At 61.8% G+C, this 15368-nt stretch carries 4 protein-coding genes and 2 pseudogenes; 2 read left to right on the forward strand and 4 right to left on the reverse strand.

What is annotated here, in order from left to right; translation table 11 throughout:
* Positions 1-76 precede the first annotated feature (76 nt).
* Entirely contained in the window at positions 77-1390 is a 1314-nt protein-coding gene (locus AC0L4F_RS18965) for a nucleotide-binding protein (protein WP_244690962.1), read from the forward strand.
* Positions 1391-1689: 299 nt separating this feature from the next.
* On the opposite strand, the gene AC0L4F_RS18970 is transcribed toward AC0L4F_RS18965, so the two are convergent.
* The 3 genes and pseudogenes from AC0L4F_RS18970 to AC0L4F_RS18980 form a co-directional block, all read right to left on the reverse strand.
* Positions 1690-3006, reverse strand: a complete 1317-nt coding sequence (locus AC0L4F_RS18970) for a GumC family protein (RefSeq protein ID WP_244690963.1) — start codon at positions 3004-3006, stop codon at positions 1690-1692.
* 275 nt (positions 3007-3281) lie between these two features.
* Positions 3282-4115 carry a phosphopantetheine-binding protein gene (locus AC0L4F_RS18975; RefSeq protein ID WP_473446899.1) on the reverse strand — a complete coding sequence of 278 codons (834 nt, stop codon included), beginning with the start codon at positions 4113-4115 and terminating at the stop codon, positions 3282-3284.
* 44 nt (positions 4116-4159) lie between these two features.
* A pseudogene (locus tag AC0L4F_RS18980) lies at positions 4160-7960 on the reverse strand (MupA/Atu3671 family FMN-dependent luciferase-like monooxygenase); the annotation flags it as partial.
* 508 nt (positions 7961-8468) lie between these two features.
* Between AC0L4F_RS18980 and AC0L4F_RS18985 the strand changes: the two are divergent.
* Entirely contained in the window at positions 8469-8903 is a 435-nt protein-coding gene (locus AC0L4F_RS18985) for a hypothetical protein (protein ID WP_473446883.1), read from the forward strand.
* Here the strand turns inward: AC0L4F_RS18985 and AC0L4F_RS18990 are convergent.
* A pseudogene (locus AC0L4F_RS18990) lies at positions 8879-15312 on the reverse strand (type I polyketide synthase). The gene AC0L4F_RS18985 and the pseudogene AC0L4F_RS18990 overlap by 25 nt on opposite strands.
* Positions 15313-15368: the final 56 nt, after the last annotated feature.

The following is a 15368-nucleotide window of genomic DNA, read 5'->3' on the forward strand; positions in this document are numbered from 1 at the left end:
TTTTTAGGGCTTCTTGGGCGCAAAGGTATAAAAACCGTAAGCAGAACCGGGTTACCCTCGGCACAGGCAGATGAACATGGAAAAACGCTGGACCAGAAAAAAGCGCGCCGCGCGAGAAGCCGTCGGACAAGAGCCAACACCGGCTTTGTCCGACGCCGCACCCATTGTGCCCGCTGCCGAAACCCCGGAACCAGAGACGATTCAGCCTGCGATTGACCTCGCGCCACAGCCCAAAACCGGCGCACGGCGTCGGCCCCAGCGCTACATGGCGCCGGACCCGACGCGTGCCGCGTCGGCCGAGCCTGAGGTGCAGCTACCAGAGACCCCGGAACCGCAGAACACGAAAAGGCCAATGCCGGATACTTCGGCGCGGCCGACCGGAACGGCGACCAGCGCGCCGAACGACATGCCCGACGATCCCGCGTCGCCGGAACCAGAACAGACGCCGGACATAAAACCAACACGCCCCGCCGCCGCCCGGGTTTCCGAACAAACCGCTGCGGATCGCGCCGATGTCGCCACCGCGCGCCCAACTCAGAGCGCGCCGGAACCGGAAATGGCCCCCGAAACCACGCCCGAACCTGCGGCGAAACCCGCGCCAGTAGCTGACCCCGCGCCTGCGGTTGAACCTGCTGCGGTGCCCACGCCCGCGCTGCAAACTGCACCGGATGGCTGGGACACCCTTAAACGGTTTGAGATCAATGCCCGGCAATTGGAACGCAACCGGATCATCACAGCCACGCGTGAAGACCCGGTGCATTCGGCATTTGACGTGCTGCGCACCAAACTTCTGCGCGCCATGCGGGAAAAAGGCTGGACACGGGTGGCCGTGACCTCGCCCACCGAAGGCTGCGGCAAGACGTTTACCGCCGCCAATCTGGCATTGTCCCTGTCACGGCAAAGCAATTGCCGCACAATTGTTCTGGACCTTGATATGCGTCATCCGGCGCTGGCCAAGGTGATGAACATCCCCAATCCGCCGGACATCACAGCCTTCTTGCGCGGGGAAACCCCGGCGGAAGATTTCCTGATGCGGCCCGGCAAAAACACGCTGCATATCGGCGAAAACATCGCCTTTGGCGTTGCGGGCCGTCGCGAAGAATATGCAGCAGAGCTGTTGCAGGACCAGACCACGGCAGAGACCCTGGATCGGCTGCAAGCCAGCCTGTCGCCGGATTTGATGCTCTTTGACATGCCGCCGGCCCTGGCCAATGATGACGTTCTGGCCGCTCGGTCGCTTTATGATGGTATCATCCTGATCGTCGGCGGCGGGATCACCAAGCCGCAGCAAGTGCGCGATGTGGAACGCCGTCTGGGCGTCGATACGCCGCTTCTGGGCGTGGTGTTGAACAAATCCGAAGGCGACCACACCCAAGCCTACGCGTATTAAGCCAAAGCCGTTGCAGCATCCCAGAATTGCGATGCGCCGCTCGACAGCCCCTTAACAATAATAAGCCGACCACATCGCAGGATGGGGCCGGTTAAAACCGCTGTGTTTTCAATCGTTTTGCGCATGCAGGGACCGGCGGATCAGCTTCGCGGGGACCATCGTGTCCGGCTCACATACCGGTTCAGCGGTTTACATCTGCGCTGGTTCATCCAACGCACCTGAAATGCGTTGGATAATGACCGCCGCCCCAAAGCGAAACGCCGCTGGACTACCGGCCCGTATAGGGCGGCGCTTGTCGATCAGAGCCGGGCTTCCTGGCGCTCGCCCACCTTAAAAGGGGACAGGTTCGCGAGGTTCGGCCACCTTTCGTTGATCAGTCGCACCACCGCCGGGATCAGGGCCAAGGCCCCCAATATCCAGCCAATCACCAGCAATTTCCGCAACCGCCGTTCGCGCCGGGTGGAAACCGCCGGAATGGACACCACGGCCTCGATTCCCAAAGCACGTTCCAATTGGGCGGAACTGCGGATCGCGGGATTGGACATCTCCAGCATGAAGGCCAGCCCCAATGCGAAAATCACACTGGCAAAGCCCCCCATGACCGCGGTTTTCTTGCGGCTGCGCGACACCGGATGTTCCGGCACCAGCGCAGTTTCGAGCACCTCGAAACGCTCTGTTTGTTTTTGTTCCTGAAGCGACCTGTCGGTTTGGGCCGCGGCCTTGCGGGTGGTGACAAGCCGCAGCTGTTCGCGCAATTGGTCCAGATCGCGGTTCAGAATATTCAATTCCTGCTCGACCCGTGGCGCAGCGTTAAGCGCGGCCTCCACCTCGGCGATGCGTTCCTGCACCAGACGGCGCTGTTCCTCCAGCTGGGCAATCTGGCCTTCAACCACACCTTCGCGGGCACGCCGGGTGTTGGTTTGCAATTGAATGATATCGCGATCAATATTCAACTCGGTCTGGCGCAGTGTTTCCAGCCGGGTCCGCTGTGACGTGACGGCGGTTGGCAAACTGTCGGAATGAACCTGTTTGTATTCGGCCAATTGCCGTTCCAGAATCAGGATGTCATCCGTCAGGCGGCGCTCTTCTCCGGTGAAAAACGCCAAGGCCTGTTCGGTCTGTTCCTCTTGGCGCGACCGCCCCTGATCAACAATCCGCGCCAAAAGCTCATTTGCCACATCTGCGGCCTGTTGCGGATCGGACATGGATACCGTGATGGTCAGGCCCGTGGGGCTGCCATCGGTCAGCCAGGGCTGGGCCGAATCCATCACCGGGGTGATATGGGTTAATTCACGGAACAGCGCGACCTTAAAGCCGATCGAGTTGTCGACATCCTGGTACAGGCCGAAATCCTCAATGATCTCGATAACATTGTCGCGGGCCATCATCCGCTGTTCAATCAACTGCAATCGGTGGCCGGCATCGGTGCGCCCGGTGCGGCTATCGACAATTTTCGCATCCTCGATCTGGACGACGGCAATCGCCTCATAGACCTTGGGTTGCCCCAAGGCGAAATAGACCGACAGCGCGCTGCCAAGCAATGCAATCAACATGATCAGGGGCAGCCGACGCCGGATCATCGACTTCAGATCACTAAACGATCCCAACTGGTTCATCATAACGCTCCAACATCGCGCCCCCGCGAGGGCATATTTTCCGACCAACATCGGTCGGTTTGGCCACGAAATGCGCCGAGGTCCGCAAGCGGCCATCGGGCACAGTTCGGGCGTAATGCCCCTCAGAGATCATAGGGCGGCGCCCGAAATTTCGCCACCTTTTTCGATAAATCCTATGGAAACAATCTGTTTCCGTGGCGTATTTTTCATATTAGAATCAATAAATTACCGATCAGTTCACGACTGCGGCACCCTGTTGCCGACCACATCATGGCCTATGCCCCGCGCCGGGCGCGCATTTCACGCCGACGGGCCATAGCATAGAGTCGCGCCGAGGCGCGTGGATTGTCGCTTTCTGGTGTGGTGTCGGCCTGGGCCGGGCGCGGCACCGCAACAGAATTTGCAGGCGGCGGTGGCACATTGCGCACTTTTCGTGCTGGCGCTGCGCCGCCGATTTCGCCAATGCGCGCGGTCAGCCCGGCAAGCGTCGGAAATCCGAACACATCGGCAATCGACAACCGGGGCAGGCCCAGTTCCTTGCGCAATTCGCGATGCACCTGCACCGCCAAAAGCGAATGCCCGCCAAGATCAAAGAAATTCGAACTTGGTGAAATGTCAGCAACACCCAATGTCGCACGCCAGATATCGGCAATTCGGGCCTGAATATCATCGAGGTCAATCTGCCCCTTCGGCGTTGCGACCGGCGCTTCAGCCACAGTCGATTGTGGTGCAACAGGCGCCGCAACAGGTTTTGTGACGGGCGCGGGGCTCCGCTCTGACAGGGCTTTGCGGTCGACCTTGCGATTGGGCGTCAACGGAAATTCGGATACGTTTTCAAACCGTTGCGGCACCATGTAATCTGGGACATCCGCCGCCAGATCCCGCCGAAGATCGTCAGCAGAGGCACTGCCGTTCAGGAAGGCCACCAGCGTTTGACCGCCCTGCACCACCACAACCGCCTGTTTGACGCCAGCCATCGCCTCCAGCCGGGCTTCGATTTCGCCCAGTTCGATGCGATAACCGCGCAGCTTGACCTGGGTATCCGCCCGGCCAAGGAAATCAATCCGACCATCCGCGCGCCAACGGGCCAGATCGCCGGTGTTATACATCCGCCCCGGGGCAAATGGATTGGCAACAAAGCGTTCTGCGGTCAGATCGTCACGCTGGAAGTACCCCCGCGTGACCCCGTCGCCGCCAATGAACAATTCCCCGACAACGCCCACCGGCACCGGATCGCCCGCCTCGTCCAGCACATACATCTGGGTGTTGGCGATGGGGGTGCCGATGTCGCAAATCGCCTCTCCGCCGGTGGCGGGTGCCGTCGACGACCAGATCGTGGTTTCCGTCGGCCCATACATGTTCTCAATTTTCGCGTCGGTCATAGAGCGCAGCTCGTCAACCAGCGCGCCTGCCAGCGGCTCTCCGCCCAGCATGATCTGATCCACCCGGCTCAATGCCGCGCGGGTGTCTGGCGATAACAACAAAAGCCGCGCCATCGACGGGGTGCATTGCAGATGGGTCACGTCATGCCGCGCGATCTGGGCCGCAATGGAATAATCGGTGTCCGCCCCGATGTTGCAACGGCGCAGAACCTCGGCCAGCGGGCGCAGCCCATCGAGCACCTGATCCACCGCAATGCCATAGTCGATCAAACAGGCAACTTCGGTCACGCCAATGGTTTTCAGGCTGTCCACCCGCGCGACACAATCCTCGACCGTGCCAAACAGACCGGAATCGTCGAAATAACGCTGGAACGCGAAATCCAAGATCGCGTCCATCTCCTCATCCGTGAGCCCATCAAGCGACAGATCAAAGGCATTTGTCGCCCCTTCGGGACGTTTGAACGCCGGAAAAGCCCAGGCATATTGCTTGATCAGCCCGGCGGCGGAACGCAAATAGCCCTTCATCGGTTCGCGCGCCACGTCCCGCGCCGCGTCACGGGTGGCGGCAACATAGGTGTGCAGCATCAGCGTCACCTTGAAATCCGCCGGGTCATGACCGGCCTCGCGCAGGGCGGCGTGATAGATCTCGATCTTGCCCGCAACCTCATCCACCGACTGGCCAAGCAGATGGGTCAGGACATTTGCCCCGATCTTGCCCGCCTCTTTCCAGGTTGCGGGATTGCCCGCTGTGGTCACCCAGATCGGCAGCTTTTTGGATACCGGGCGCGGCTGGGTCACGACGGCATGCATTGTGCCGTCCTTTTTGGCATATTCCACCGGTTCCCCGGCCCAAAGACGGCGCAGCTCGTCAATCTGGCGCAGCATTGCCGGTTTGTTGTCGGGCGGGGTGTTTTCCGGGCGCAGCACGAAATCATCCGGCTGCCAGCCACTGGCGATGGCCAGCCCGGCGCGCCCATTGGTGAGGTTGTCAATCACCGCCCATTCCTCGGCAATGCGCGCGGTGTGATGCAGCGGCGCAACGCAGCTGCCGGCCGCACGGCGATATTCTTGGTCGCGCCGGCCACCGCGGCACCGGTCACCGATGGGTTCGGATAGGGGCCGCCAAAGGCATGGAAATGCCGTTCCGGCGTCCAGACCGCGCAGAACCCGTTTTCATCGGCGAATTTCGCGCCTTCCAGCAAGGACCGGTATTTGTCCCGCCCGACGCCATCGTCATTGCCCCAGTAAAACAGGCTGAATTCCATGCCGTCGCCCGCAACCGAGGTTTCAAGCTTCTGCTCCTCGTTCACCAGCACCAGTTTGTAGCCACGGGCAAGGCTGTAGAAAATTTCCAGCACCGAGATGTCGAACGACAGGGATGTCACCGCCAGCCAGCTGCCGGGGGTGTCGCGGCCAATACGGGCATCCATGCCGGTAAAGAAATTCGACACATTGCGGTGTTCGACCATCACGCCCTTGGGCCGCCCGGTCGAGCCGGAGGTATAGATCAGATAGGCAAGGTCGGTCGCCATCGCCGTTGCTGTGGGATTGTCATCCGCCGCGCCGTTCAGTGCCTCGTCACTGTCGAGCAGCAAAACCTCGGCGTTGCTGTCCGGCAATGTGTCGCGCAGCGCGCTTTCGCTTAGCACAACTGTCGCGCCGCTGTCTTCGAGGTAAAGCGCAAGCCGATCGGCGGGATAAGCCGGATCCATCGGCACATATGCCCCCCCGGCCTTGAGGATCGCCAGCGCGCCCGCCACCAGATGGGCATTGCGATGGGTGCACAGCCCAACCAGCGACCCCGGTCCCACCCCCTTGGCACGCAGCACATGCGCGGCGCGATTGGCGCGGGCATTCAGCTCGGCATAGGTCAGGGTATCACCGCCGGTGACCAGCGCCGGGGCGTCCGGGGTTTGGCTGGTCTGGATTTCAAAGAACCGGTGAATTGTCGTGGCCTCGTCAAAGGCGGTTTGCGTTTGGTTCCACCCATGCAACAGCAGATCGCGTTCTGTCGCGGGCATCTGCGGCGCGCTGTCCCCCTGCGCCATGGCCTCGGCGATTGTGGTCAGACGATGGGCCAGCAATTGCGCCATCGCATCGCCGATACGTGCCCGGTCATGGTACAGCGTGCCATCGGCGGTGACCGTGACCTTGGCCCCGGCCAGCGGCGCTTTGCCCGCCAAAACCAAGGCAACATCCGGCACATGTACCGCACCGATTTCGGGATCGCGCAGCCCAATATCAGCTGCAACGCCGGCGCGCGCCAATAGTTTCGTCAGGTCATCACCGGCCCGAAACGGCACCCAGTTCAAAGCGAAATCCTGCGACCCGTGATCCAAACCGGCGTGGGTCAGGGCAATGTCGGCCTGTGCCGCGCCCATGCTCTGTGCAGCCCAAAACGCAACCGCCTCGGCCTTTTGATCCGGCGAAAGCGCCGCAGGCCAGGCAAAGGAAATTGCCGCCATTCCAACGCCCTCGGCGGTGGTATCGACCAGCGCCGCCGGGGCAAAATCGCCCAACCGTTTGCGCCAATACCGGTCTGCGGGGGCCAGTGTCGCGCCCAGTTCCGTCAGCGCCTGCGCATCCGCCTCTGAAACCACAGGCAATTGATCGCCAACGGCGAGACCACCCGCCACATCAAGGTCTGCGCCATCCAATCCGCGCAACCCGGACAGGCGCACCGCGCCCTCACCACAGGCCACCGTCACGTTTGCCGGATCCACCGCCAAAACAGTGCCGGCACTGCCGGAACCGGGGACAACCTCGGCCCGGGACACAACGACCAGCCGATCCCCGATCCGCAGTTTCGCGGTGGTCAGCGGGTTAAGATACCCCCCATGATCCAATGCCCGCACCATACGCGCCACATCCGTCGCCGGGAGATCCAGACGCAACATGCCCATCGCAGCGGGGCGATCATTCAGGCCAAAATAACTGCGGGCCGCCAAATCCTGAGTCTGGGACTGCGGCGCGGGGGATTCCAATTGGGTCAACAGCTCAGCAAAGCTTTCGACCGCCGCCGCGTAACATTTCAGATTGAGGCTAAGGGCGGTGTCCTCTGGCGCGACATCAAACATGCGCTGCACGAGAATATCACCTTCATCTACCCCGCCCTCGATCTTGTGCCAGGTGATGCCGTGACGGGCCTCGCCCTGCAGAAGCGCCCAGACCGGCGCGTTCAACCCGGCATAGCGCGGCAGCGGCCCGTCGTGGAAATTCACCGCACCGCGTTTCGGCAAAGCCAACAGATCGGCCTGCAGGATGTCCAGATTGGCAATCGACAACAGCCAGTCACAGGCCAGCCCATCCAGCCGCGCGCCAAGATCACGCCCCGGGGCTTCGACCCGGATACCTTTATCGGTGGCCCACTGGCGCAGATCGGCGTTGCGGGTGACCAAAGCGGCAATGCGATGCCCCCGGTCCAGAATCTGGCGGGCACATTCACCGGTCAGCGTGTCATGGCCAACAATCACGGTCTCAAAGGGGGTCATGACAATCTCCTTGCTGGTCAGAACGGGGGGCCGGTGTGGCACCCTTGGTCGGGCGACGCCCAAATGCGGCGCACACATCATGTTTCAATAGATCACCGAGGAAATGCGGCGGATCGGCATGGGGTTTCCGCTGGATCACCCGCCGCAACCGCCAAAGAACCCCGCCGCCGACATGGGCCAGGGTTGCGAGCGCGGCATAAAGGCGACCATGGTTCTTCATGAAATAATACAGCCGCGAATCCAGCCAATATTGCGGGATACGGTCCCATTTGCGCATGCCGGTCGACACCGATCCGATATGCATCACCCGGCTTTGCGGCAGATACCAGGTGTCCCAACCATCGCGCGCGGCACGCAGGCAGAGGTCGGTTTCCTCGAAATACAGGAAAAAGGTCTCGTCAAAGACGCCAATGCGATCCAGCATCTCGCGCCGCATCATCATCGACGCCCCGGCCAACCAATTGACCGGCATGGCATGATCGGGGATCTCCATTGGCACGCGGCTGTTGCGCAGCGCGCGGCTGACCGGGCCAAAGCGGATGGCATGTTCAAATTCGCCCGCGACCGACGGGAACCGAAAGGTCGTGACATGCGGCGCGCCATCCTCGCCGTAAATCCGGCTTCCGGCAATGCCCGCCATCGGATGCGCAATCAGCCAATCCCGCAAGACCCGGATTGCGTCCGGTTCCGGGAAGGCATCGGAATTGAGGATATAGACAAAATCCGGCGCGCTGCCGTTGGACAGACCGGCGTGAATGCCGACGTTGTTGCCCGCGCCAAAGCCACCGTTGTGGCCCGACGCCACAACCCGCACATGCGGCCAGTCCTGTGCGCGCACATAGTCCCGCAGGATCTCATAAGATCCATCGCCACTGTCATTGTCGACAATCACCAATTCGCCGTTCAATCCGTCCAACGCAGCAACCGCCGTCTCGGCGGCGCGTTTGCACATGTCGGGGGTGCGGAAATTCAACAGAACAGCCAGCAGGCGGGGATCGCTCATTCGGCGGCCTTTCTTGGGTGATGTTGTGACGTGGTGGCAACCTCGGTCGCGTCGATGGCCGCTTTTATCCGGGCGGCCAGCACCCGCACATTTGGCTCCAGCACCATGGAATCATGATCGCCCGGCACTTCTTCGACCTGGACCCCCGGCACATGCCCGGTCCAATCGTTGTCATGCAGGACATAGGCCCGGTCACTGTCCACCAAACGGCCCTCGGACACCTGCCACTTGCCATGCAGCGGCGGGCGGAACAAATGCAGGTTGCCGGACCAATCGCGCATCGGATAGCGCGCAATCGCCTGATAAAACGCGGCTTCAATGGCCCCGTTGTGGAATTGGTGTTCAGGTGAAGCATCCGCAGGCACAGCCCGGCGTTTGGCAATTTCCCAGCGGATGCGGTTGGCCGCCCAGCGCAGCGGATACATCACGCCCTGTTTGCGCAGCTCTTGCCATTGAATCAACAGCCGGTCGCGCCATTCCAACCCGCGCCGCACCGGCAATGGCGTGTCGAGCATCACCACAAGGGCAACCTCTTCGCCCGCGGCCTCCAGCTGATGTGCCATTTCATAGGCGGTGATCCCGCCGCCGGAAAATCCACCCAGCAGATAGGGGCCATTGGGCTGGACCTGGCGAAGTTCGACAATGTAGTCGCGCGCCGCTTCGCGGATGTCGTCATGTGGCGCGTCATCGCCATAAAGCCCGCGCGCCTGAAGCCCGTAAAACGGCCGATCCGCCCCGATCAGATGCGCCAGATGACGCAGGTTCAGCACATTGCCAAACATGCCGGCGACCAGGAAGAACGGAGTTTTCTGACCCGCCTCGCCCTCATGCATGGGCACGATATGGGTATAGCGGCGGGGGGCGGTTTCTGACGTCTGTGGCGCGGCGCTGCTTTCCGACGGGCCGACCCGCGCCTCGATCAATGCGGCACAGGCGCGGATTGTGGGCGCCTCGAACAGGACCGAAATCGGGAATTCGGTGCGGTAGGCCTTTTTGATCATCGAAAACAGCCGCACCGCGATCAGGGAATGACCGCCAAGATCAAAAAAACTGTCTTCGACCCCGACCTGGCTTACCCCCAGAAGATCCTGCCAGAACCCCGCCAGGGTGCGTTCGATATCGGTCTCTGGCGCGACGAAATCGCTGTCCAGTTCAGGCCGTTCAAATGCCGCACCGCCCGAGGTGTCATCGCGTGTTTCACCGGCCTGGGCAATCAGGGCGTTCAGATCAAGCGAGGACACCACAAGCTGGGACACATCCGTTTCCAGGGCGCGCAAAAAGGCCTCGGCGCCTTCTTCCGGGCGAATACCCTGACCCAGATTATGTTGCAGCCGTTCCTCGGCGGCGGACAGGGGTTGCACCGTATCGGCGTCGTCAAATTCCAGCTCATTTGCATTCGGCTTTGGCGCGGCGGTCAAACCGCCCTCGATATCCAGGCGTTTGATGGAAAACCCTTCGATGGCGACACAGACCGTGCCGGCCTCATCCATCAATGTGATGTCGAAACGCGCCACCGGATCGGACATGCTGTTGGCCCCGGCGTTGCGCACCCAACTGACCAGCCGATCGGGCAAGGGGCCAAACACCCGCACCCGCCCATAAGACATCGGCACCCAAAGGGCGGCGGCGTCATAGCCTTCGATCAATTCCATTGCCCAGCCTGTGGCAATGTCCATCATCGCCGGGTGCAACAATGTCCCGGCTGCGCCATCCCCGGCCGCCTCTGGCGGCAGGGCCAGATCGGCAATGCCCTCGCCTTCGCCCAGGGATTTGGCGTGCAGAACCCGCCACCGCGGACCAAAGTTGAGATGCACCTCTTGAGCTGAACGCAGGGGAATGTCGCTGTAATTTGTGCCCGCGCATCGGGCGCGAATGGCCGCCAAATCCACCTGTTGCGGCGCGGCCAGCGGGGCCAGCGACAATTCCGCCTCGGCATGCATCTGCCAGCCGGTGCGCCCGGCGTGATCCACCGCACTGCGCAAGGACATGACATATCCCGCATCGCTGCGGTGAAGCCGCAGGCGCACATCGGTTGCGACGTCATCCGGGGTTTGCAGGGCACGCAGGAAGGTGAGATCGCGAATTTCAAAGGCGCCGGTCTCGCCCTGCGCCTTCAGCGCCTCGGCGGCCAGCTCCAGATAGCCGGTGCCGGGCAGCACGGCGACACCGCTACGGGTGCGGTGTTCGTCCAAAACCCAATTGTCCTTGGGCTGCCAGGATGCCTCGAACTGACGATCGCCATTGGTGGCGAATGTGGCGTGGTCCAGCAACGGCATATCCAGCGGCAGGCTGGGGGGTTCGGGCGTGACACCGGTCCGCTCTGCGACCGCATCGGCGGCCATGCCAACCTCGGCCCAGATCCCCCAGTTCAACGCCAGCACACGGGTCTTGCCGCCGTCCCGCGCGCGGGCAAAGGCGTTCAGATATTCGTTGGCCGCCACGTAATCGACCTGACCCGCCGGGGCCGTGACCGTCGAACTGGACGAAAACAGCACCAACCAGTCGAGATCGCCATCGGGAAAGACCTGGCCCAGCACCTGGGTGCCATGAATTTTGGGCGTCAGCACATTTTCAATGCCGATCTGGTTCTTGGTCAACAGCGGCGCGTCGTCGATCACACCCGCAGCGTGTATCACCCCATGGATGTCGCCAAACCGGGCGCGGGCATCCGTCGCAACCGCCTGCATCTGTTGCAGATTGCTGACATCTGCGGCGGCGATCATCACCTCTGCGCCGCGCGCCTCCAGCGATTGAACCGCCTGAATGCGGCGGGTGATTGCGTCTTGTGGGCCATGGCCACGCAGATGGCGATCCCATTCGGCACGATCCGGCAGGGCGCTGCGGGCCACCAACACGATATTGGCGGCGCCCTCTGCAATCAGGCGGGCCGCGATGCTTTGGCCAATGCCGCCAAAACCGCCGGTGATCAGATATGTCCCGCCTGCGCGCACCGCCGGGGCCTTCACCTCTGGCAGGGGAATGGGGCGCGGCACACGCACATAGCGCTTTGTGCCACGCAATGCGGCCTGAACATTCGTCGGCGGCGCAACCAGATCTTCGAGCACCTGATTGGTCAGATCCGCCAATTGCGCCTCGCGTCCCCGGCCACGCCCTTCGGGCAGGACCAGATCCACCAGCGCCGTAGTCACCCCCGGCAATTCGCGCGGCATCACCCGCAGCGGACCGGCAAGTGTCGATTTCTCGGGCCATGGCAGCGCCTCGTTCCGCACCCGCGCCGCGCCATTGGAAAAGGCCGTGATATGCAGCGGCTTTGGCAGGTTTTCGTCTTCCATCGCCTGCGCCAGGAACAGAAGCGTGTAAAAGCCATGTTCCGCAACACGATGAAAAAACGATGATCCGGGCCGGTGGCTTTCGTCGCGGGTCACCAACCAGAAATGCGCCACACGCGATGGCACGATCCCCCGCGCCATCAGATCGCGGATCAAAAGGTCAAACCCTTCGCGCCCCCGTTCTGGTGACAGGACATAACTGGTATCTGACGCGCGGGCGAATGTATCACCCGGCCAGACTTCGATCACCGAATGATCTGCCGCCCGCAGCCGGTCCACCACCGGGCGCGCCAGTCCGGCATCATCCATAAAGACAAGCCAGGTTTCCGGGGTATGAGTGACAGCTCACTTTCTACATCCACCTCGCAGGCCGCAAGCTGGGGCACCCAGGCCATACGGCTGGCCCATCCGGCAATGTCATCATCGCGCATGAGAAAGGCCTCTGCGCGGCTGTCCTGAACCTTGCCCGGTTCGATGAAATACGTCTGGTGCTGAAAGGCATAGGTCGGCAGGATCACCCGATTGCGCCGTGCCTCGCCCCAGATCTGCGGCCAGTCGATGGCAACGCCCAGCGCCGAAAGCTGGCCAAGCGCGGCCATGAAATAGCTGTCATCGGCAATGTCATCTTCGGGGTGGCGCAGCGTGCCCAGCACCTGATTTCCCGGCAGGTCGGGATGCAGGCGCGCCAGCGACGACAGCGCCTTGCCCGGACCGACCTCAAGAAATACCCGGTTCGGGGTTTTGGCCAATGTGGCGATGCAATCGGCAAAAAACACGGTATTGCGCAGATGCCCGACCCAGTAATCCGGGTCGGTGGCGTCGGCATCGCTGAGCGGCGCGCCGCTGCGGTTGGAAATGATCGGAATGCGCGGCGGATGCAGGTCGATGCTGCGCAGATAGGCGCGGAAATCATCCAGGATCGGATCAAGCATGGCGGAATGCGCCGCAATGTCGATGGCCACGCGCTGGCAATCAATCCCGTCCGCCTGAAGCCGTTTCTGCAAATCTTCCAGGCCCTTGTCGGAACCTGACGCCACCGACAGATCCGGTGCGTTCACGCTGGCAAGGTCCAGCCCGTCGCCAAGGTAAGGCCGCAGGGCCTCTGCCGAGAGTGAGACCGACAGCATGCCACCGGCAGGCACGGTATCAAACAATTGCCCGCGCAAATGCACCAGACCAATGCAGTCTTCGAACGACATCACGCCCGCCAGACAGGCGGCGGTGTTTTCGCCCATCGAATGGCCGACCAGCGCCTTTGGCGTCACATCCCAGGACAGGCAAAGCTGCGCCAGCGCATATTCAACGATCATGATCAACGGCAACTGGACCGAGGGTTGCTTCAACCGCTCATCGGCCCGTTGCCGGTCCTCTTCGCGCGGCAACCAAAGCGCGCGGATGTCGTAATCCAGCTTCGGTTGCAGAATATCGAGGCCACGATCAATCCAGTCGGCAAAGACCGGCTCTGTCTCGTAGAGATCCCGCGCCATACCGGCATATTGCGCGCCACCGCCGGGGAACATGAAGACCACATCGGGCGCCGCGTCCAACGCGGTATGGGCAAACACCCGGCGCGGATCGAGCGTTTCCAATTGTTCCGCCGCCTGTTCATGGTTTTCAGCGACCAGAACACGGCGGTGTTCAAACTTGCGTCGACCGGTTTCCAGCGTATAGGCCACATCTGCGAGTTTTTGCTCAGGATGTGCGCGCAGATGGGCCGCCAGCGCGCGGGCGTTTGCCTCGACCGCTGCTTTGCTGCGTCCGGTCACGGTCAGGATCTGAAACGGCCAATCGCTCTCTTCCGAGGCGGCGCGTTCCGGGGCCTCTTCCAGCACCACATGTGCGTTGGTGCCGCCAACCCCCAGCGAATTCACCCCGGCGCGACGCGGACCACTGCGGCGACCCCATGGGGTCAGTTGGTCATTCACCGAAAACGGCGAGTTTTCGAAATCAATCGCCGGATTTGGTTTTTCGTACCCCAGGCTGGGCGGCATTTCCGCATGGGTCAGCGCCAGAGACGCTTTGATCAGGCTGGCAACCCCGGCAGCAGTGTCCAGGTGGCCGATGTTGGTTTTCACCGATCCGATGCGGCAAAATCCGGTTTCGTCGGTGGTTTCGGCAAAGGCTTCGGTCAGGGCCGCGACCTCGATCGGGTCACCAAGATAGGTGCCGGTGCCGTGGCATTCGATATAATCGACGGTCTCGGCACTTATGCCCGCCATCGCCTGTGCCTCGGCAATCGCAGCGGCCTGACCCGCGACCGAGGGCGCGAGATAGCCGGCCTTGGCCGCGCCGTCATTGTTGACCGCGCTGCCCTTGATCACCGCCCAGATGTGATCCCCGTCGGCAATGGCATCCGCCAGCCGCCGCAGCACCACCACACCAACGCCAGAGCCAAACACCGTGCCCTCGGCCCGGTGGTCAAAGGCGTGGCACGCGCCGTCCGGCGACAGGATCTCGTTTTCCTTGAAAAGATACCCCCGCCCCTGCGGCAATTCGATGGTCACGCCCCCCGCCAGCGCCATGTCACATTCGCCGTTGATCAGCGATTGCGCGGCGTAATGCGTCGCGACAAGCGAGGTGGAGCAGGCGGTTTGCAGGTTCAGCGACGGCCCTTTGAGGTCAAGGATATGGCTGAGACGCGTGGCCATGAAATCCTTGTCATTGCCAGTATGGCGCAACAGGAACATGCCGGTGCCATCCACCAGATCGGGGTTGGAACAGACATTGAAATAGAAATAGCTGCCCATGCCGCTGCCGGCAAAAACACCCACCGGGCCGGGGGCTGTGTCGGGCATATGGCCGGCAGTTTCCATCGCCTCCCAGGCGCATTCCAGAAACTGGCGATGCTGGGGGTCCATGATCGCGGCATCCTTGGGCGACAGGCCAAAGAATTCGGCATCGAAATCGGCAAAATGATCCAGCGGCGCAGCAAAAGGCACATAGTTGCGGTGATGGATCAGACCGGGGCTTTCGCCTGCGTCGCGCAGATCCTCGTCACTGAGCCGGCGAATTGAGGATCGACCGTTGCGCAGGTTATCCCAAAACGCGGCAATATTGGCCGCACCGGGCAAACGGGCCGCCATTCCAACAATCGCAATATCAGTCTCGCTGAAATGAGCGAGGTCATGTTCAATAGACATCCGACAATCCCGTATGCCCCCGGTAAACGGAGGTAGTTTCAAATTGAGGTAATTTA

This window comes from Marinovum sp. J2-8, assembly GCF_055808435.1.